A 22,199-nucleotide genomic window follows, 5' to 3' on the forward strand; every position below is an offset into this window, starting at 1 on the left:
TTGTTGTATAAAATACTGGGGGAGTGGGGGTATCTAAAACAGTGAGTTGATCTGATTGCTTTTTTTATGAGAGTTTTTATCTAATTTTTTCTAAAATGAAAAGAATTGAACCATGTTTGCTAGTTTTCTATTTGAAAGTAACTGCTATCTTCCAGTTTTCTGGTCATAATACCTTAACTGGTATGGGTAATCTTTTGATTTAATTGCGTTTCTCTTGGATTTAATTGTAGTTTTGCTAATTTTAATTGCGATTCACAAAATTTAATTGCAGTTTTGCCATTTTTTATTGCGATTCTAAGATTTTATTTGCGGTCAATTGTATTTTCCCTGAATTTCCTTAATCCTTTATTTTACATATATCGTATTATAAGATATAATCTGTCAATAAGAATTAATCGTATTATACGATATAAGGAGAATTAACGTGGATAAAGAAATAAAACAATTGAATCAATTATGGACTGATATTTACTATCTTTTACGATATAAACATAAAGAAAATATTACGCACCAAAGCGTTCGGATTTTACAAATTATTGATAAAGAAGATGAAGTTGGGATAAAGGATATTGCTGAAGGGATTAAAGTCTCTCATAATACAGCGTCAGAGCATGTTAAACGTTTACTAGAAAAAGAATATGTTTATAAAACTCGTGGTGAGATTGATCAGCGAAAAGTAATTCTAATGCTGACTGATTTAGGGAGAGAAGTTTTGTTACAAAATTCAAGTTTAAATGAAGAAAAACTTCAACAGCTCCTTTTTGAACAGATGACAGAACAAGAAAGAGAAACGATTTTAAAGGCCTTTAATTTAATGAAAGAGAGGTCCCAAAATGTACGCGATTATTAAAATATTTACTTCCGCAATTATTATCGGAGTTATAACTGAAATAGCACGTCGATTCCCTACACAAGGTGGATTGATTGCGGCATTGCCAATCGTTAGTCTTTTAAGTCTAATTTGGCTAAATGTTCAGGGCGAACAAGTACAAACATTAAGTAAATTTGCATATGGAGTTGTACTTGGTATTCCGGGTACGGTGGTTATGTTATTAATTATCGGTGTAGCGCTTCAACACTCAATGCATTTAGTTGCTTCAATCGGACTTGGCATGATCGGATGGTTTGTTTATATTTTTGCTCAAGACTTAGTGGTAAAACATTTGTTTTAAATTTTCGCGACTCTTTCATTAAAAGCTTTGATATAATGAGTTAAAACGCAATTATAGGAGAAAAAATGCTTAAAAAATTAAAAATATGGGCGAAGAAATTAAAGAGACAAGTCTTCACACTTTATTTTGCATGTAAGGATGAACGTGTTCCGTTGTATGCAAAAGTATTCATAGTTTGTGTAGTAGCATATGCTTTTAGTCCGATTGATTTAATCCCTGATTTCATTCCAATTTTAGGCTATTTAGACGATGTTATTCTCATTCCTTTAGGTATTTATATCTCTTTAAAGCTAATACCAGATAATGTAATAGCTGACTGTGAAATGAAAGCAGAAGAAATGATGAAACAAGGTAAACCTAAAAATTGGATTGTTGGATCATTAATTTTGATGATTTGGTTAGTGATTTTTATGTGGGTAATTTTCAAAGTTTATCAATTAATAAGTTAATATTTTCAGACTGAATAAAAAAACGGCTGTCCTAATTTAAGGGTAGTCGTTTTTAATTTTATAAACAATGTTTAAAAGTTTGATTGAATATGCACTTCTATGATTAATGTCACATGCAATTGCTAGATTAGTACCTATGCCACCTTGACAGTTATCCATTAGAGATTTCTAATTAATATAGTAGAATTTTAAATTTTATTGAAGTACATAATAGATCTTAAACTAATGCTAGAAAGAAGGTAGTGGAGTTGAATCTTAAATTGTTCCACAAGATAATGGATCACATGAAAGAAAGAAACATGAATCTAACTCAATTAGCGAGAAGCTCTAGTATTCATTTGACCGAAATTAGCCGTATTTTAAATCATAAACAAACACTTTCTTTACGCAATTTAGATGCTATAACTGCTACCTTCAATCTTAAGGAAGATGGTTTATATTCTGATTATGTTGAAGAATGTTTTAATGAAAACGGGATATTAGATAAACGAAGAAGCATGGAATTTTTATACAAATGTGCATTACTAGGGTATAAAGATCAGCTTAAAATTATTTTTAATAAAGTTTTAGATGAAAGTCAGAAAGCGATTCTTAAGAAGAATTTAAATTATATTTTTTTAGTTGCCGAGAAGCTTTTCGAAGAGCATAAAGAGTGGGAGGCATTACCGCTATATGAGTGCATTATTGAGAGTATGCCTGATCATAATTCAATTCAATTAGCGAAAAGTTATTTTAGGAAATATTGCATTGTGAGGACAACACAACAGGGACATGAGGCTGAAGTACATGTTTTGAGGCATTTAACGAAATTGACTAATGAGTTACAATTATCAACTTATTTATGGATAATGGCTACATGTTATATCCGCCAAAATTGGAAAAAAGTATTGTATTATGCAAAAACATTGGAAAAATACGCAAAAGAAGGAGAGCACTACGGTAGAGCACTTCTTTATCAAGGATTTGCATTGCTTCGTCTAGGTGGTTCTTTGGAAGATGTTTTATTTATTATCGATCGCTATTCAAAAGTTAATGAATATTTCAAGGATTTAGCTGTTGGAAACAGATTTGTTGCTTACTTGGAATTCGAACAATATGAACATGTTGATGCATATCTTGACTGGTTGGAAGGTAGGGAAGATCTGTTTGTTGGTTTACCTAGAATTCTAGAAATATATGTAAAGCTTGGTCGGATTAAAGATGTTGAGCATTTGTTAAATCGATATTTTTATATTTTTGAAGAAATAGCTGAGAGTAAAGAACCATTTAAGCAGCAAATGCATTTAAAGTTCCGTTACTCACATGCTTTGTATCAGTGTGCAAGAAATAAAATTACTGAAGGAATACATGAAATATTAGACGTTGCCATAACTGCTATCGAACTTGGGGTGGCTAAAGGATATGGAAAGTGTCTAATGATGTACTGGAATTATAGACATATTATTAATTCAGATCATGAACAAAAATATTTACAAATACTGAGTAGATAAATCCACAAGGTAATGATTCCTTGTGGTTTTTTGTGTAATTTTTTTGAATGGGATTGTATTCCGTACAAGTTCATTTAACACCCAATTTTTTCGACTAGGAGTTTCTCACTTCTCCAATTTAATTACAATATTCTTTAATATTCCCTTTAATTACAGCGTAATATCAGACATTAAACTTCAAAAGGAGACTTTTTTTGTAAATTTGACAGAATTTTTGAAATAGTAAAATTCCATAAAGTCTTTTTATAATAAAATCCGTAAGAGTATCTAATTGAAGGGAAGAGAAAGAGATGAGAAAAAACATTACGAAATCAGTTACAGCACTTGCTATAGGAACTAGTTTAATTGCTGGAAGCTTTGTATCCTCATCGGGGATTAAACCGGTTAATGTACAGGCTGCCATGAATACGGAATCGATATTAGCTAAGCTTACACCAGAACAAAGAAAAGCTTTAACACAATTAAAAATGAGCGATCAATCTGGTCTTCAAATTAGTCCGGACGTCAATTTAAAAAGTGATGAAAAAATCACAGTAATCGTCCAGTTTAAAACATTACCATCTAAAACAGCGGTCATGTCTGCGAAGGCTGAAGGAAAATCTTTAAGCGCGTCACAGGCAAATCAACAAGTAGAAGATTCTCATGCAAACTTTCAAAAGGATTTATCATCCATATTTAAAAATGATAAAAACAAAACGCCATACACGATTAAACAAAAGTATAAGCATGCATTTAATGGTGTATCGATGCAAATTCCTGCCAATAAAGTTGAAGCATTAATGCAATCAAAAGCTGTTAAAGCGGTATGGGAAAGCAAAGAAATAACAGTTGATCCACCGGTTGAACAAGAAAGTAATGAGACGGCTGCTGATTTTCCGGAAGGAGACGTGAATCCATTTTTAGGAGTGGACAAGCTTCATGAAGAAGGATACACAGGAAAAGGGATCAAAGTAGGGGTCATCGATACGGGAGTTGACTACAATCACCCGGACATAAAGGCTGCTTATAAAGGTGGTTATGATTTCGTCGATAATGATAATGATCCAATGGAAGCAACTTATGACGACTGGAAAAAATCAAAACAGCTAGAAGTGAGTGCGGGAGCAACTTACTATACGGTACACGGAACTCACGTTTCTGGAACAATCGTTGGTCAAGGAACTGCCGACTCTGAATATTCAGTTACAGGTATTGCTCCTGGTGCTGATTTATATGTGTATCGCGTACTTGGTCCATACGGAAGAGGGTCTTCTGAGGCAATCATCGCAGGAATCGATCGAGCTGTAAGTGATGGAATGGATGTTATTAATCTATCACTTGGATCTGATTACAATGACCCGATGAATCCAATTGCTTTTGCAATTAATAACGCAGTATTGTCAGGGGTTACAGCTGTGTTGGCTGCCGGAAATGCTGGGAATGGTATGTATACGGTTGGAACTCCAGGAAATGCACCATTAGGATTAGCTGTTGGGGCAAGCAGTGTACCTACTACAATCGCAGAACTTAAAGGTTCAGTTCAAACGAGTACTGGAAAAACTCCTACTGACATCCGCCTAATGGCAAAGAGTTTCACGGATCAAATACAAAACTTTATAGGTCAAAACTTACAAGTAGTGGATGCAGGTTATGGAGCTTTTGCTGATTATAATGGTAAGGATGTTAAAGGGAAAATTGCTTTAGTTCAGCGTGGTAGCATTCCGTTAAATGATAAAATTAAATTTGCAAAACTAAAAGGAGCAGCGGCACTATTTATCTACAATAATGATCCGAAAGAAGGATATGTTCCGAACTATTTAGGTGAAGGTGTTGCAAATATTCCTACATTCTCATTAACAAATGCAGAAGGTCTAGACTTATTACAAAAATTAAATGCGGGCAATACTACCTATTCATTTGAAAAATTAGGTCAAGTGAAGACAGAAGGTGACAAACTTGCTCCATTCAGTTCACGTGGTCCTGCCCGCGTAACTTATGATATTAAACCCGAAGTGACAGCACCTGGTGTAGATATTCTTTCTACTGTGCCAACACATTTCGCGGGTAGTGCATCTCTTGGTGACTATAAGCACGCTTATGCTCGCTTATCTGGAACATCAATGGCAAGTCCACATGTAGCTGGTATTGCTGCATTGATATTACAAGCACATCCGGATTATACACCTTTAGATGTAAAAGCAAACTTAATGAATACTGCAGATCCACTAAACGATAAATATAGTGTTTATGAAGTTGGTGCAGGGCGTGTAGATGCATATGAAGCAGTACATGCTGGCGTAAATTTAGAGGTGCTAGATACTACAGACACAATGATTGGTAATAAAATGAAAACGATTAAAGAAACGACAGGAGCTATTAGCTTTGGTACATTTACATCAACTGGCGTAAATAGAGAAGACCATCGTAATGTAGTTTTAAGAAACGATAGTAAAGAAACGAAAACATTTGATGTAAAAGTAGTTTACCAATCTTCAAGAATTTCAAAAGACGCTGTTGCTAATAATGTAAAAATAACAGTAGATTCAGAGCTTAAAGTGAAAGCAGGTCAACAAAAGAAACATGCAGTATTTATTGGTATTCCAGCAAATGCTGAAAAAGGAACATATGAAGGATATATTGTATACACGAATAAACAAAATCCAGAGGAAACATATCAAATTCCGTTTGCAGCACGTTTTGTAGAAGAAGGTATTGAGGAAGTTGGAGCATTTCCATATGCATTAACGAGTAATACGTATGATGATCATCCATTTACGAGACCGCGTACAGATCTATACTTCCAATTGAAGTCTCATATGCGTTATATCGACGTAGTATTGACAGATGCAAAAACGAATGAAGACCTTGGGATTATTGGAACATTGGATGGAATCGCAGCAGACGAAAATCTTCTGTATCGAGTAGCAAATGGATTTGGTGGAATCTATATCCCGTTTTCTGCCGATCCAAATAGTCCACTAGTTTACAAGTATGTACAAGCAAAACCAGGGTTATATAAAATTAAATTTATCGGACGAAATGATCAAGGAAAATCCTTCACTTCTGAAACAAAAGTTTATATTGAAGATAATAATCCTACTGTTCAACATAGCTTACCATTTGGAGTTTACGAGTACGAAGATGGTCAACAATCAATTCCGTTTTCAGGTAAAGTCTTTGATAAAGATATTGAGGATATGAAAACAATGGGATTTAATATCAACCAGTCATATAACTCGGTTGTTGGATATTATGATACATTCATGGGTCCATATGGATGGGTTGCATCACCTTCAGAAGAGTTAACTGTTGACGAAAATGGTAACTACAAGGGTGAAGTTAAATTAAATACAAACGCTAATTTTACAAGATATTACTCATTTGCGATGGACTCTGCATCAAATGGTGATTTTGGTAGAATGAATGAAACACTTTTTGTTAAAAAAGGTAGCCCATATGTGACAGGTGACTTAAATAAAGAAACCATTAAAATGGGAGAAACAGTTTCTGCTACTCTATCTGCTCATAACTTAAATAAAACAAATAAAGTATCATTTGAATTTGACTATGCACCATACAACTTTGAAATTGTGGATGTATTGAAAAACTCGCAAACCAAAAGTCAAATTAGCTCAGTAACAACTGAAGAATCAAATTCAACAAGTGGAAAACATATGAAAGTAACAGTAGAGTTAACAAAGCCAGTTTCTGGTGAAGTACCACTTCTTGATATTCAAGTAAGAGCTAAGAGTGATAACTTTAACAAGGGTTGGTATGAACTACAAGACTTAAAAGCAAGTGTTACAAATAAATCTGGTACTACAGAAAGTGCGCCTGGATTTATGAAATCATTCAAAGTATTGCCAACGTATTCTCAAATGGCTGCAAAATTAATTCCAGAAGCTTTCTTCTCGCCACAAGGAATGCAAATTGCTCCTTACGATTACACGAAAATTGGAGCTAAAATCAAAGTAATAGATGACCAAAATAATGTTTATACGAATGTAACAGTTCATCCTGATGCGTTTTTTGAAGTATTCAATCTATCATTATCTGATAAACCATTTACAGTTGAAATGGCTGTACCAGGACACTTCACAACAAAAGGTATATTTACAATTGGAAGGACTACTGAAAATGGTGTACTAGGAGAAGCAAAATTAATTGGTGGTATTAGTCTAATTGCTGGAGACGTCAATAATGATGATGTGATTGATGTTAAGGATGCAATTACGATGAAATCAAATTGGGGTACAGCTAATCGAGCAACTGATCTAAATTTCGATGGTAAAACGGATGAAAAAGATTTTGCCTTCATTGAGCAAAACTATTTGATGAAAAACCCAACCGTAACAGATGCTCCAAAACCAGTTAAAAAGTATCAAGGAATTACAATTGATCTTGTTAAAACTCAATTAGGAATAAACTAAAATCATATTTTTAAAAGACAATCAATTGGGAGAAGTCCTAGTTGATTGTCTTTTTTTGCGAGTTAATCCAATTCTCTACAAAAATATAAAAATATTGAAAAAAAGAATTAGTTATGAAATAAAAGCTTACTTGAATATAAATTTAATAAAACCTGTCTATGGAGGACTATTTATGGCTTTTGTTGCAATCTATACAGTTGGTAGGCTAAAACACCCATATGACCACTCTGCCTCTCGTCAATTTTTTTCTGTAGGAAATGATGTCTTTCGTCAGGCTACAAAATCAGGACACATGATTGATGCGTTTTCATCTGATGGAATCGCTCTCCCTGAAGAAGCTAGTAAGGGAGACGGCTATCCTATCCTTACACTAACGGTATGGAAGAATTTAGAATCCTTATATCGCTTTACGTACTCTGGACACCATAAACAAGCGTTTAAAGATCGAAGTAAATGGATGGAATCTTATAAGGAGAAACATCTTTCATATGTTGTTTGGTGGACCGAGAAACAAAGCGATATATCGTGGGAAGTGGCCTTTAAAAGATATGACTACTACATTCAAAATGGACCAACTCCTACTGCTTTTGATTTTAAGCATGCCTTTGATGAACATGGTGAAACGCTCTTAATTAAGTAGTAATAGATTTCTAGCTAAATTGTGTCTAAATGATTAAATAGTAGGAATTTTACAAAATATTAATAAATCCTACTTGATTTATAGGAATACTTGTATTAATATTTTCGTAAATTAAATTATTAAAAGAAAAGGGGGAGAAAGATGAATACATTTCTTATCTGCGTAAATGTTGTTATCTTATTAGTACTTATGTATGGATTGTATTTTATGCAAAAAAAGCATGTATCTTTTTCGAAGCGTGTATTCACTGGTTTAGGTTTAGGTCTTATTTTTGGTTATATTATTCATTTAATCTATGGAACTGAACATGACGTTACAGTCGGAACAATCGACTGGTTTAGCATTGTTGGTAGCGGTTATGTAAAACTATTACAAATGATTGTCATGCCTCTAGTATTCGTTTCGATTGTTGGAGCGTTTACAAAATTAAAGTTAACTAAGAATATCGGTAAAATTAGTGTCCTTGTTATTGGGATTCTTCTTGGTACAACAGCAATTTCAGCAGCTATTGGAATAGGATCTGCTTTAGGATTTGGACTTGATGGAATCAAAATATCAGAAGGTGCTGCAGAGACTGCTAGAATTACAGAATTACAAGGCCGTGTGCCAACTGTAGAAGCGATGACAATTCCTAAACAAATCCTTGAATTATTTCCAAGTAATCCATTTTTAGATTTAACTGGTGCACGTGCAACATCTACAATTGCAGTTGTAATTTTTGCAGCAATTGTGGGAATTGCATACTTAGGAGTTAAACGTAAAGAGCCTGAAACTGCAGAGTTTTTTGCTAAAATAATTGATACACTTTATTCAGTAACCATGAGAGTTGTATCGTTAATTCTTCGTTTAACACCTTATGGAATCTTAGCAATCATTACAAAAGTAGCAGCAACAAGTGATTATGATGCAATCGTAAAATTAGGTAAGTTTGTAATAGCGTCCTACGTGGCTTTAATCTTAATGTTTATTGTGCATTTATTATTATTATCATTCGCAAAACTAAGCCCAGTAAGATATGTGAAAAAAGCCTTACCAACTTTATCATTTGCATTTACATCACGTACAAGTGCTGGAACATTACCAATGACAATCAAAACACAAACAAAAGATTTTGGAGTTTCAGAAGGAATTGCAAACTTCGCTGGTTCGTTTGGACTTTCAATCGGTCAAAATGGATGTGCTGGTATCTACCCAGCAATGTTAGCTGTAATGGTAGCTCCATCAGCTGGTGTTGATCCAACAAGTGCATCGTTTATTATCTCTCTAATTTTAATCGTAGCAATCAGTTCATTCGGTGTAGCTGGTGTCGGTGGAGGAGCAACTTTTGCAGCTCTTATCGTACTATCAGTTATGAATCTTCCAATCGCAATCGTTGGATTACTAATCTCCGTTGAACCTCTAATTGACATGGGCCGTACAGCTCTAAACGTTAGTGGAGCAATGACATCAGGTATTCTAACAAGTAAGGCTACAGGAGAATTCGAAAGTGAAGTCTATCAGCAAACGGATGTTGTGGAAGCATAAATGAAAAACTAAATAAAAAAAGAGTCCCAAGGAAAATGGCTTTTACTTGGGGCTCTTTTTTGTATAGAATTATCATTCGATTAATTGGTAGACAATAAAAATGTATTCACTTGATGTATACATTAAAAAAACATTATACACTATTAAGAATTTCTTAATAGTGTTTATTGGTGGACATAAAAATTAAGTTTACTTTACATAAGGTCAATAATTAAGTTGTATAATTAATGGCTAATTTTTACTAATTATATAACAATTTTTTTAATCTAGAAGGATCTATGATCGATAGGACACCGAAAATATAGCTAGCAGACATGAGTTCAAATTCATCTACTTAAGTTCAAGAACGTTGTTTTTCTTGAACTTTTTCGCATTTATTTAGACGTTGAAAATCAATTTTGGCTTAAGGTTAGGAGAATGAAGGTATATAGTTTTGAGGACTTTGGTATTTCTTATTTGATTTACTTCCTGAGGAAAGCAATTAAGGTTAATAGTTTTTATCATTACGGATTACTTAACACAAATGGTTGTATTAATAGTTGATAATTTAGAATTAATGTTCAATTTACATAGTGCTTATATAATTGTCCATGTGATATTTTTCACCATCTCACTGAAAAAATAAGTTGAAATTCTAAAGCGTGGCTGACTTCACTAGGAGAAGAAGTCGTAAGGAAGTTAAGTTCATTTAGGAAAAGGAGGAACAATATTCTATTGATATTTAACTATTTTTTACAGTTTATTAATTGTTGTAATCTGCTTTACAATAATAAATTCACTTAATATTCAGGAAATGTTCAGTGAGTTGATTTGTTAAATTGGGTGGAAACCTTGTAGCAAGAGTTGTAAAAGATCAATGCTTGTGAATTTATCTCAAAAACTGTCCAACAAGGGAGGGACAACAAAATTCGATGTACCGGGCAAACGTTAATATGTATCCATAGATCTCTATTCATTCGGATAGAAATAAACACGATTTAGTTTTCCCTGTTATAAGTGATATTCATATTCAAGCTAAAAGTAATAATTTCTTAGAAAAGTTGGTCTGTACTTTAGAACAATTCGCAGTAATCGTAGAAAATTAGAATTCCTGGAGGTTTTCTGTAATGAAAAGAATTTTATCCATTTCTCTCGTATTAACGATGATATTCGTTATGTTATCAACCACCAAAGATGCACTTGCAAACGAATCGGGTACCAAACTCGTTAAAATCGACAATATGCAGCCGGTTTACGGTCAAACGATCACCGCCAATGTAATCATGGGTCATGGTTCAATGGGCAAAAATCTAACATTTCAATGGCAAGTACAGAAATCACGTATAAGCGATCAATATATTAATGTAAAATCGGGTGGTACATCCAAAAGCTACACCGTAACGTTAAATGATATTGGTAAAAAATTGCGCGTTGTTGTTGCTTTACCATCAAATGGTGACAGAAAAACTTCATTGCCCACAAATGCAGTATTAAATGCCAACCCCCTTATTGCATCAATGAAATTCGACAATAATTTATCGGACGATGCAAATCAAGAGAAATTGGAAGGGAAAGGAAATTATAGTTATGTAGATGGTGTATTACCCGGGACCAAAGCTCTGCACTTAGAAAGTGGAGACGGTAATTATGTCGGTACGACGCATAGCTTGAATTTTGGTAATGAAAGTTTTACCACATCCTTCTGGTATAAGGGTGACACTAACAATAATCAGGTAATATTATCAAACAAGGATTTTACTAAGAGCACTAATGAAGGCTGGGCGATTTATACATCAGCCAATTCGGTCAATATGAATTTAGGATTCCCGACCTCATCAGTAAAATATGGGCGTGACACGTTTAATGCTTCCCATTGGCGTTACGTGACATTTGTTGTAGACAGAGATAAAATGCTCGGGTCGTTGTATATTGATGGTTACAAAATGACTGAAACATCGCTGGGGGTCGGAACTTTAGATACATCGAACGCATTAAATATAGGTAGCGACGGATTGGGCAAAAATGGAGGTAATTCATTCGATATAGCTGATCTGAATGTTTGGAAAGGTGCATTTAGCAGTGATATGGTTCAAGCTAATTTTAATAGTTACGCTGTAAATAAAGTAGATTTAAAAGCACTTAACGACAAAATATCAGAAGCAAATACAATAATAGCAGACGGTCTCGGTAACGGCTTCAGCCAAACCGATTTTGATTATTTGAAGAAGGTTTTTAATACGGCAACTAAGGTAGCAACAACTCAAAAAGTAAAATTATATACACAGGAAACCATCAATTATTACGAACGTGAACTAAACAACGCCATATTCATCTATCAAAAAAGCAATAAAACATTAACTCCCGCCGGTTTAAATATGATTGTGGACAGCGATCCGGAAGTAAGTGCTAATCCCGCAACAATCGCGCGCATTGAAAAAGATTACAGAACAGAACTGAGACTATTCCCACAAGCCGACGTACTCTTTATTCCTGGCGACGTTACCGGTGGTAACAACGCCAATGAATATGTGTGGATGAAAAATCTGACAGACATTTACAATAAACTTAAAGGTGAGGGTCTGTTTGACAATACGAAGCTTTATATGGTACGAGGCAACCATGATATGGGCGGCGCCGAAAAATTTATACCTGTCGGTTCGGCGGGCGCGTGGAACGCCACAACGAATTCATACGATAACAATTTCTTTAATAGTGCTTATAGGGTAAAGGTAAAAGGATATAATATTGTAGGTTTTGACGGAAATTATAACAACGACAATACAGTGGGAAAAACCAAAGATTTACTCAACCAAATTAAAACAGAAGCGGATTACGATCCAACCAAACCCATATTTGTATCTTCTCACTACCCTATAAGTGGAACAGTGTGGTCAGGGAGATGGAGCAGCGCAGCAAGTAATAATGTAGGTAAATATATTGCCGACAATGACTTGTCGCAGGTGGTATATATGTCAGGTCATACGCAATACGACCCGACCGACGAACGTTCTCACTATCAAGGTTCGGCTACGTTTCTCGACAGCGGTGCGAGTTCATATTCAAGTTATATTGATGATGGACCTTACGGTGGATATTTAGAAGGCTCGTATATCAACTATAAAACCACACCTCGCATTGTGAATTTCTTAGAGGTTTACGGTTCAAAAATTATCATCAAACAGTATAACTTAAGTACAGATGAATATGTAGGCATACCTTCAGTAAAAATCGTTGGTGAAGGTAAAGAGGCCTTTACCTATAGCAGGAGTGATATAAGAGAACTCATAGCTCCGGAGTTTGAAGAGGGTATTACGGTCGATTCCTACAAAAACAACGAACTTGCTTTTACAATAAAGCAAGCAAATGACAATGTGCGCGTTTTGGAATATAATATTCAGCTTATCAACAAGCTTACGGGGAAAGTGGACAAATCGTTTAACAGCCTTTCGCTTCCACTAGACAAGCCGTTCGATGAATACAGGCATTATAAGTTTACAAATTTGTCGCCGACTACTCCATATATACTCAGGGTATTCGCTGACGATTCCATGTATAATCGTTCGTCGCAAGACATTGAAATTGAGGCTCAAAGAGTTAATTTAAACAGCATCACTGCGCCTGCATCGGTATCTGCGAACAATGGAACGGCCAAGACAGCGGAAGCTCTTGGATTGCCCACAGAAGTAATTCTTGCAACAGATAAAGGAAATGTAGACGCAAGTGTGACTTGGAATTTAAGCGGCGTTAGCTACGATCCGGCTATCAAGACGGTGCAGACCTTCTCGGTGCCAGGGACCGTAACTCTGCCTTCTGGAGTTGAAAACCCGAACAGCGTTCCATTGACAACAAGCATTAACGTAACTGTTCAAGCAGTTGGAGTAGCTACAGGCCAAATAACACTAGATAAATCCCAGTACATCCAAGGGGAATCTATTACCCTATCCTATACTGGGGCAGCGTTAAACGGGAAAGATTGGGTCGGCATCTACAGAACTGGAGCTGTTCCTCCAGGTGCGGGTGCATCTTTGCGATGGAGTTATTTAATGTCTGGATCTGGAAGAGTTAGTTTAAACAATGGACTGGCCCCTGGCACTTATGATGTACTCTTTTTGCTCAATGACGGTTATACGGTAGTGGAACGCAAGACATTCCAAGTCGTTCAACAGTGACGTTAAATAGCATAACAGTGCCCGCAGCCAAACAGGGATTGGCCATTCGGAACAGCAAAGAAAAAGTATACACGCAGGTGTCATCACATTAACGAAATTTAGAATGGGTCGGTAATGAAACTGGGGGAGAACAATTTTCTCCCCTTCATCGATTTGGACGATTAATGGTACCAAAGGTGTACTAAAGCTACATTGCCTCGTTCTGCAACGGGACGGGATACCGGCTCATATTTCATATGTAATGTTAAGACACTCTTAGATAGCTTGAAATAAGTCGAGCAACATGTTCGTGTTGCAGAATGAACGTTCGTAACAGGATAAACTATATTGAAGATTGTAATACTAACATTTCATGAAAAGAGGTTCCTCTATGAAGATGCGTTCATTACTGTCCATATTCATCATCATGTTCTTATTATTTTTTGGGACTACCACAACTTCACTTGCGCATTCCATAGATATGAGTTACTCGGATTTAAACATTGAAGGAAACGAGATTCTCTATGATCTTTTTATTGAACAAAAAGACTTGTTTCCAAATTTCGGTACTGACTTGGATAATCTGGTGAACGATGAACTGGCCTCGCAAAAAATCGAAGCCTATTTACAGAAAGATCTTCGCATAGATGCTGATTCGAAGCAGCCCTTAAAGTTGGAATTGGTTTCGATGAACATGGCGCAAAAGGGTGTCGTAAGAGGTGTGGAATTTCAACTAAGATTTGACGCCGATGAAGAAATCAAACAATTTAATCTTCATTACGATCTGGTATTTGACGATGTGCCTACTCATACGAGTGTACTCATGGTCCATGCAGGTGATTATTTTCAGCAGGATATGATTGATAGCACTAATAAAGATATTCTGATCAACCTTCCAAAGGACCTTCCAAAGGACCTTCCAAAGGCCCCTCCCAAGGCTAAGATTGGTGCTGTTTTGTGGAAATACTTTAAGCTTGGCATCGAACACATTTTGACAGGTTATGATCATTTACTGTTTTTGTTATCCTTAGTAATAATCGCAACTAGATTCAAGGATGCGTTGAAAATTGTTACTGCCTTTACTATCGCCCACAGCGTTACACTGTTCTTGGTGGCGACAGGTCGCATTCACGTCATCCCGTACTGGGTCGAATCCTTGATTGCCCTGACAATCTGTTATGTAGCAGTGGAAAACATATTTGTTAAAAAGGCGAAATGGCGGTGGCTATTAACGGCCTTATTTGGTCTGATTCATGGCATGGGCTTTGCCGGGGCCTTGGCTGAAACTGGACTTCCAAAGAGTAATCAACTTGGCTCACTCCTGATGTTTAATTTAGGTGTGGAAGCAGGACAACTCATGATCCTATGCCTATTACTTCCTTTCTTGCTATTGATGAAACGTTTCCCATGGTATCGTAAAATGATGGTCTCAACGTCTTGCCTTATTTTTGCGGTGGCATTTTATTGGTTATTTCAAAGACTACAATAAGTCCATGATGATTCCTATTTCTGATTTCTTACATTGGGAAAATGATTTTATGCGATGTTTAATTCCATCATGTTACATTTAATAGCAATAAATTTTTTATTATATATTGATACTATTACTATATTATTTTATATTTTTCTAGGTATAATAGAATGCTCCTTATTGTTGAGCTAGCTAGATGCATTCTACTTGAATTCAAGAATAAAAGATATTAATTAAAAAATGATAGATAAATAAAAGGACATTACATAGTTTATATGACTAATATGTAATGACCTTTCTTATACATGAATAAGTTAAAGATCGAGTAGGCTACTTCGGTAGTCTATTTTCTTGCTAATTGACAATGAAAAAATTTAAGCATAGTAATCAATCTCGGGACAATACCACAATTTTTAGCTGCTCATAGATTTTATGAAAAAAATGGATTTGCGAGTATAAAACGTTCAGATTTACCTGAGAAATTTCCAATGGTACATGTCGATAAAATATCCTATAAGTATTTGGTAGATTTGATACAAAAATTGTTTTTTAACTAAAGGATGCAAAAATTGAACAATTTGGACTGCTTAAGACTCTATTATTTCTTGTTCTATAATAAGGGTAGTTTTGGATTCATATTGTTTTTTTATTGATATATTAGTAAAAAAAAGAATTAAACGTAATGTTTATGAGAAAGCGGCTTGCTTTTTTTTGTTGTAGAACTGGAATTTTTATGTTCCAATACGTATTAAAAAGTCATTACTTTTAGCGACCTAGTAAATAATTATGAAAAGAAAATATTTTGCCAAAGATGGTATTCATAGGAAACTTCAGAAAAGAAAGTAGATATATGAAATATCAATATTCTTTAGTACCTATTACATAGAAAAAAATTAGCGATTTATGTTTTCGAACATTTTAATGATTTTTCAGATTCATAATTATTGAGATCGTGTAGAGTAATTGCCAATAGTGTTGGAATTTTAGAGTTGCTGTACCTCAATAGCAAATTTAAATGTGGAGAGGCTAGTAGTTATATAGTACTTTAGAATGCTTTAGTGGATTTGTTAGAATAGCCAGACTTTACAAACTTCGAACCTCAAACTTATACTAATAGTAGTTGAAATTTTCTTTCAAAATAAAAATAGTGAATTTTGAATTTTATTTACAACTATAAAAAGGATTTTCCAACTAGACATTCCTTGAATGAATCATAATGGGAGGGGACAAAATTGACTCGAATTACTCGAAGTATTGTAACATCAACACTATCTCTTGCGTTGGTTACTACAACAGGTTCTGCCAGCTACGCTCAAACAAATGCAGAGAAAACCTCAATCCAGTCAGAGGTGAATGGAATGAAACAAAACAAACACAGTGATAATTTTCCCGTGTTGAGCAAAGTAAAACGTCCTGAAGAGGTTGGATTTTCATCTGAGAAATTAAAACAAGTAGATGAATTAATCCAGCAGGATGTAAACAATGGTTTTCCGGGTGCAGTTTTAATGATTATCAAAGATAGGAAAATTGTAAAAAACACTGCTTATGGGTACTCGAAAAAATACGATGGGCTGTCACCACTTAAACATCCTCAGAAAATGAAGACTAATACAATGTTTGATTTGGCATCAAATACTAAAATGTATGCAGTTAACTTCGCTTTGCAACATCTTGTTAGTATAGGAATAATAGACTTGAATTCAACTGTACAATCATTCTTTCCAAATTTTAAAGACAAATCAACTGATATGATTAAAGGGAAGGATACCCTACGCCTAATCGATATTTTACACCACACTGCAGGTTTTCCAGCTGATCCGCAATACCACAATCCTACTGTAGCAGGTTCCTTGTATACACAAGACCGTAATGAAACATTTGAAAAAATCGCTGATACACCATTAGAATACATACCTGGTACGAAAAACATTTATAGTGATGTAGACTATATGATTCTTGGTTTTATTATTGAGAAAGTAACTGGACAACGACTAGACGACTATGTAGAAAATACGATTTATAAGCCGTTAGGTCTAAAACACACAATGTTCAATCCGATGCAAAAAGGATTCAAACCGAAAGATTTCGCGGCAACAGAGCTAATGGGGAATTCCCGTGACGGTGTCATCTCCTTCCCAAATATTCGTACATATACAATTCAAGGAGAAGTTCACGACGAGAAGGCTTACTACTCTATGGGTGGCGTATCTGGTCATGCGGGGCTTTTCTCTACGACAAGGGATTTAGCAGTTCTATTGCAAGTAATGTTAAACGGAGGTGGATATGGCAAAGTAAAACTATTTGATCAAAAAACGATTGATCAGTTTTCAGCACCTTCCGATTTAAATCCAACATATGGCTTAGGTTGGAGAAGAAATGGCTCTCCGAGTATGTCGTCAACTTTTGGATTATATGCAAGTCCAAATGCGATTGGACATACTGGTTGGGTAGGCACGCTGACCATTATAGATCCTGATAATAATTTAGGGATTGTCTTATTGACCAATAAAAAACATTCACCTGTAATTGATCCACTAATAAATCCTAACAAATTTGCAGGGGATGACTTTGCTACGGGTCAATATAAAGCCGTGGCGACTGCTGTGTATGAAGCATTGATTAAGTAATTGTTGGGATACTTTTTTGATTTATGCTTGAACTAGGAAAGAGAAAAATCTTCAGATTGAATGATTTTTCTCTTTTTTATTATTAAGAGCAATGCCACGGGTTAATAGTAAGATTCCGTACATACCATCGAAGATTTTATTGCAAATGCAACAATACTGAGTTAGATTTAATGTATGTATTTTTATTGTAAATGCAATGAAAAAAGGGAGGTATTACGAATTATGTATATTCCAAAATATTATAAAGTCACAAATCCTGAAGAAATTTGGGATTTCGTTCAAAAAAACTCTTTTGGCACGATTATCACAACAATACAAGGTAAACCAATTGCTACCCATTTACCTTTAGGTATAACGAAAAAAGGTGAAGATTATTATATTACTGGGCATATTGCATATGGAAATCCTCAATGGAGAACATTTGAGAATAGTGAAGAAGTGCTTGTTATGTTTCAAGGACCTCACGCTTATATTTCATCTTCTTGGTATGAAGTTGAGGAAGTTCCAACTTGGAATTATCAAGCCGTGCATGTTTACGGAAAACCAAGCATTTTAGAGAGAGATGAATTAATAAATGAATTAACAATCATGCTAGAAAAATATGAAAAAAAGCGTGAAAACCCAGTACTGTGGGATAAACTTTCTCCACAACTTTTAGAAAGTGAACTAAAAGGTATAGTTGGATTTAAGATTAAGGTGGAAGAAATTCAGGCTTCATATAAATTAAGTCAGAACCGAAGCGAAAAGGATTATAATAATATCATTGATAATTTACAAAAAGTAGAAGATCCACATTCAAAACAAATGGCTGAACTGATGGGAAAGAGATTAGAGCATTTAACTTTTAAGGAAAGTAAGAAGTAAATATGGTTTTAAAAAATGTAATTGAACTAATACATTTCATTAACTGCATATAAATTATTTAAAGCTGTCTTTTTAGATAGCTTTTTTTGCTTCAAAAACAATTAGGTATGACAACGGAATATCATTCAAAGGATGTGAAAGTAGATATTGATTGTGTTACTAGCAGTACCAATACCAATCTTATTATTAGCATTATTTTGTTTATGGGTCTCAATATTCAATAAAAATAAGCTTTTTTTAAAGAAGATATTTTACTTCTTAATGGGAATAATCATGTTGATTATTTCGATTTATCTATTAGATTTCTATTTATTTTTTCGTCTTTAATGGAATCTACGTTTTATTAAGCAAAAAGGTTTTCTATTTAAGTCATCAAAATAGTTTAACTGATCAAAAATATTTTTGTAGAAGAGATAAAAGAATAATCAGAACCAATGGTAAAATAAATTACATATCTTTCCAAATAAGTAAAAAATGAACTGTTGTACTTCGAATTTAATGAACTTTCGCTGAGTTAGCTAATAAAAAATATAAAAATACATAATATACAAATACTAGTGTAGAGGAGTATAGAATGAAAGAGTTTATGCAGCTTTTAAAAAAGGGTAATAAATCTGCGTTATTAGCAGCAATTGTTAACGCTGTAATAGCAATAATAAAAGGAATAGGGTTTAGTATGACAGGTAGTGTTGCGCTTTTTGCTGAGATGATGCATAGTGCTGCCGATACTGCAAACCAACTTTTTGTTTTTAGCGGTTCAGCTTTAAGTAAAAAAGCACCAACAGATCGTTTTCCAAATGGATTTGGCCGACTTGTTAATTTAGTTTTACTTGGAGCGGTATTAATTGTAGGAATTATGGCATTTGAAACGATTGTCGAAGGAATTCAGCATATCGTACATCCAACCCACTCTTCAGGTCTTGCTATCACCCTTACTATTTTAGCTGCTTCAGTGGTGCTTGAAGCATTTGTACTTTACAAAGCAATGAAAGAAATAGGCCATGAATTAGGAATAACAACAAGTGGTTTTGGTGTGGTTACCGAGGCAATTTCTAATTTAGGAAAAGCAAAACCAGCTACAAAATTAGTTTTCTTAGAAGATACAGTAGCAACTCTAGGTGGATTATTAGCGATGATTGCTGTAATCATTGCTTACTATACACCATTCCATCAAGCGGAAGGTATTGCTTCTGTCATCATCGGTATTTTGATGTTCCTTGTTGTTGGAAAAGTATTTCTTGATAATGCTGCAGGAGTTATTGGTGAATCTGATGAAGAAATGGAAGACAAGATTGGTGAAATCGTAATGGAAGATCCAGATGTCAAAGATATTCAAGCTCTTACGGTTGTCAAAGAGGGAGAAGATTTACATGTTGAATTAGAAATTGAACTAGATCCTAATTTAACAATAGCTCAAGCTGATGACATAAAAGACCGATTAGAAGAAAAAATCATGAAAGAAAAAGGTGTAACAGACGTAATTATTGAATTGGACGAAGATGACGGGGTTCAAAATTGGGTTGAAGATAATAAAACAGAAATAATCAAAAAATAGTAAAGATTGAAACGACAAATGTTTGTTTTGTCGTTCTTTTTTATTTTACCAATAGGAAATTTGTAAGGATTATAATTTATTGGAAAAAATGTGAACGATATCACAAATTATCGTATTTTGGGTTTTGATTTCTTTGGATCTGATAAAGATTCTTAAAGGATTCAATCAAAAAGGAAAGAATTATATTAATTGTACAAACTTTTTAATGAAAGTTTGTTACGAAGTTGATAGAGATATTACATTAAGATGTTAAAATACATGTTTTAGTTAAAGGTATATTAAGGAAAAATTATCAAAAAGATAATAGGTAGTTTTCTTGTATAGTAGTGTTAGGGGAATTAGGACAATTCTATGTCTTAAAATGAATTGGATAATTCTAATCTACTAAAACGTACATAAAAAGATAAATTTTAGAATGAAAATGAATGGTTCTTTGAAGAACGTGAAATTATGTAATCTGTATGACGAGGAGGAATGATCATGTTTGAATTTGAAAATATAGAACAGTTTGCGAGAATAAAAGTTATTGGTGTTGGTGGTGGAGGAAATAACGCCGTTAACCGAATGATTGAAGATGGAGTAGAGGGCGTTGAGTTCATTGCTTTTAATACAGATGCGCAAGCACTAAAACAATCAAAAGCTGAAATTACAATGCAAATCGGTGCAACGTTGACGCGAGGTTTAGGCGCAGGTGCAAATCCTGAAATTGGAAAAAGAGCTGTTGAAGAAAGTAAGTCACAAATTGAGGAAGTACTAAAAGGTGCAGACATGGTTTTCGTTACAGCTGGAATGGGCGGCGGAACAGGTACAGGGGCAGCACCTGAAGTTGCAAAAATTGCTCGAAAGCTTGGTGCTTTAACAATTGGAGTAGTAACTCGTCCCTTCAAATTTGAAGGTAAAAAGCGTGCAACAAATGCTGAAGGTGGAATTAAGGAACTTAGAGAAGCGGTTGATACATTAATTATCATTCCAAACGATCGCTTATTGGAGCTAGTTGACAAAAAAACACCGATGCTCGAAGCATTCCGTGAAGCGGATAATGTACTACGACAAGGGGTTCAAGGGATTTCCGACTTAATCGCAGTACCAGGATTAATCAATCTTGACTTTGCTGATGTTAAAACGGTCATGTCTCATAAAGGAACAGCCCTAATGGGAATCGGTATTGCAAAAGGTAAAGACCGCGCTACAATCGCTGCTCAGAAGGCATTAAATTCTCCGTTATTAGAAACTTCTATTAATGGAGCTCATGGTGTAATTATGAATATTACAGGTGGACGTAACTTAAGTCTATTTGAAGTACAAGAAGCTGCTGATATCGTTGCTTCTGCATCTCATGAAGAATTAAATATGATTTTCGGTTCGGTAATCGACGAAAACTTAAAAGATGAAATTATTGTAACGGTAATTGCTACAGGATTTGCAGATAAAGAAGAGAAAATGATAAGAACTCCTTCTAGACCAATAGAAGAAGCACCTAGCTTATACAATAGAGAACAACGATTCCAACAAGATCAGAGATATCGAGTAGACCAACAGCAAGATTACAGTCGCTATAATGATCAACAAGACTCTGGTCGATACACAGAACAGCAAAATTATGGTCGTTACAATGAACAAAAAGATCATAATCGTTATAATGAGCAACAGGAATATGGGCGATATAATGAACAACAAGATTACGGCCGCTATAATGAACAACAAGATTATAACCGTTACTCAGAACGACAAGATCATAATCGTTACACAGAACAACAAGATTACGGACGCCATAATGAGCAACAAGAATATGGCCGATATAATGAGAAGGAAGATTCAACTTCATATATTCCAGCTTTCTTACGTAATCGAAAAAACAGAAATAGATAGAT

Annotated in this window: 12 protein-coding genes and 1 pseudogene; all 13 read left to right on the plus strand. The window is 34.7% G+C overall.

Annotation, left to right across the window (positions count from 1 at the left end):
• Positions 1–424: 424 nt before the first annotated feature.
• Positions 425–850 (plus strand): MarR family winged helix-turn-helix transcriptional regulator, encoded by a 426-nt coding sequence (locus tag COI44_RS03370; RefSeq protein ID WP_098426661.1) that lies wholly within the window; start codon positions 425–427, stop codon positions 848–850.
• A complete protein-coding gene (locus tag COI44_RS03375; protein WP_098426662.1) occupies positions 834–1,172 on the plus strand; it encodes a DUF3147 family protein in 339 nt (112 codons plus the stop codon). Before COI44_RS03370 ends, COI44_RS03375 begins: the two co-directional genes overlap by 17 nt.
• Positions 1,173–1,237: 65 nt before the next feature.
• Positions 1,238–1,621 (plus strand): YkvA family protein, encoded by a 384-nt coding sequence (locus tag COI44_RS03380; RefSeq protein ID WP_098426663.1) that lies wholly within the window; start codon positions 1,238–1,240, stop codon positions 1,619–1,621.
• Between the two features lie 260 nt (positions 1,622–1,881).
• The gene (locus tag COI44_RS03385; protein WP_142329215.1) at positions 1,882–3,111 is read left to right on the plus strand and encodes a helix-turn-helix domain-containing protein; all 1,230 of its coding nucleotides are present in this window, start codon (positions 1,882–1,884) and stop codon (positions 3,109–3,111) included.
• 290 nt (positions 3,112–3,401) lie between these two features.
• Positions 3,402–7,520 (plus strand): S8 family serine peptidase, encoded by a 4,119-nt coding sequence (locus COI44_RS03390; RefSeq protein ID WP_098426665.1) that lies wholly within the window; start codon positions 3,402–3,404, stop codon positions 7,518–7,520.
• 172 nt (positions 7,521–7,692) lie between these two features.
• Entirely contained in the window at positions 7,693–8,160 is a 468-nt protein-coding gene (locus COI44_RS03395) for a DUF3291 domain-containing protein (protein WP_098426666.1), read from the plus strand.
• Between the two features lie 141 nt (positions 8,161–8,301).
• On the plus strand, positions 8,302–9,684 hold the full coding sequence (locus tag COI44_RS03400) for an L-cystine transporter (RefSeq protein WP_098426667.1): 1,383 nt from the start codon (positions 8,302–8,304) through the stop codon (positions 9,682–9,684).
• A gap of 1,106 nt (positions 9,685–10,790) precedes the next feature.
• Positions 10,791–13,832 (plus strand): LamG-like jellyroll fold domain-containing protein, encoded by a 3,042-nt coding sequence (locus tag COI44_RS03405; protein WP_286163735.1) that lies wholly within the window; start codon positions 10,791–10,793, stop codon positions 13,830–13,832.
• Between the two features lie 370 nt (positions 13,833–14,202).
• Entirely contained in the window at positions 14,203–15,300 is a 1,098-nt protein-coding gene (locus tag COI44_RS03410) for a HupE/UreJ family protein (protein WP_098426668.1), read from the plus strand.
• Between the two features lie 1,340 nt (positions 15,301–16,640).
• A complete protein-coding gene (gene pbp4b / locus COI44_RS03415) occupies positions 16,641–17,909 on the plus strand; it encodes a penicillin binding protein PBP4B (protein ID WP_098426851.1) in 1,269 nt (422 codons plus the stop codon).
• 222 nt (positions 17,910–18,131) lie between these two features.
• Entirely contained in the window at positions 18,132–18,773 is a 642-nt protein-coding gene (locus COI44_RS03420) for an FMN-binding negative transcriptional regulator (protein WP_098426669.1), read from the plus strand.
• A 574-nt stretch (positions 18,774–19,347) separates the two neighbouring features.
• Positions 19,348–20,328, plus strand: coding sequence for a cation diffusion facilitator family transporter (locus tag COI44_RS03425; protein ID WP_098426670.1), 981 nt, complete (start codon positions 19,348–19,350; stop codon positions 20,326–20,328).
• Between the two features lie 480 nt (positions 20,329–20,808).
• Positions 20,809–21,760, plus strand: a pseudogene (gene ftsZ / locus COI44_RS03430) (cell division protein FtsZ); the annotation flags it as partial.
• Positions 21,761–22,199: the final 439 nt, after the last annotated feature.

The organism is Bacillus sp. AFS088145 (genome assembly GCF_002564465.1).
Classification (GTDB): Bacteria; Bacillota; Bacilli; order Bacillales; family Bacillaceae_G; genus Gottfriedia.

What these genes read in the sequence shown, in the direction of transcription:
- COI44_RS03375 (WP_098426662.1), top strand. Translation starts at nt 834, where the DNA reads ATGTACGCGATTATTAAAATATTTACTTCCGCAATTATTATCGGAGTT.
- COI44_RS03380 (WP_098426663.1), top strand. Translation starts at nt 1,238, where the DNA reads ATGCTTAAAAAATTAAAAATATGGGCGAAGAAATTAAAGAGACAAGTC.
- COI44_RS03390 (WP_098426665.1), top strand. Translation starts at nt 3,402, where the DNA reads ATGAGAAAAAACATTACGAAATCAGTTACAGCACTTGCTATAGGAACT.
- COI44_RS03395 (WP_098426666.1), top strand. Translation starts at nt 7,693, where the DNA reads ATGGCTTTTGTTGCAATCTATACAGTTGGTAGGCTAAAACACCCATAT.
- COI44_RS03400 (WP_098426667.1), top strand. Translation starts at nt 8,302, where the DNA reads ATGAATACATTTCTTATCTGCGTAAATGTTGTTATCTTATTAGTACTT.
- COI44_RS03405 (WP_286163735.1), top strand. Translation starts at nt 10,791, where the DNA reads ATGAAAAGAATTTTATCCATTTCTCTCGTATTAACGATGATATTCGTT.
- COI44_RS03410 (WP_098426668.1), top strand. Translation starts at nt 14,203, where the DNA reads ATGAAGATGCGTTCATTACTGTCCATATTCATCATCATGTTCTTATTA.
- pbp4b (WP_098426851.1), top strand. Translation starts at nt 16,641, where the DNA reads ATGAAACAAAACAAACACAGTGATAATTTTCCCGTGTTGAGCAAAGTA.
- COI44_RS03420 (WP_098426669.1), top strand. Translation starts at nt 18,132, where the DNA reads ATGTATATTCCAAAATATTATAAAGTCACAAATCCTGAAGAAATTTGG.
- COI44_RS03425 (WP_098426670.1), top strand. Translation starts at nt 19,348, where the DNA reads ATGAAAGAGTTTATGCAGCTTTTAAAAAAGGGTAATAAATCTGCGTTA.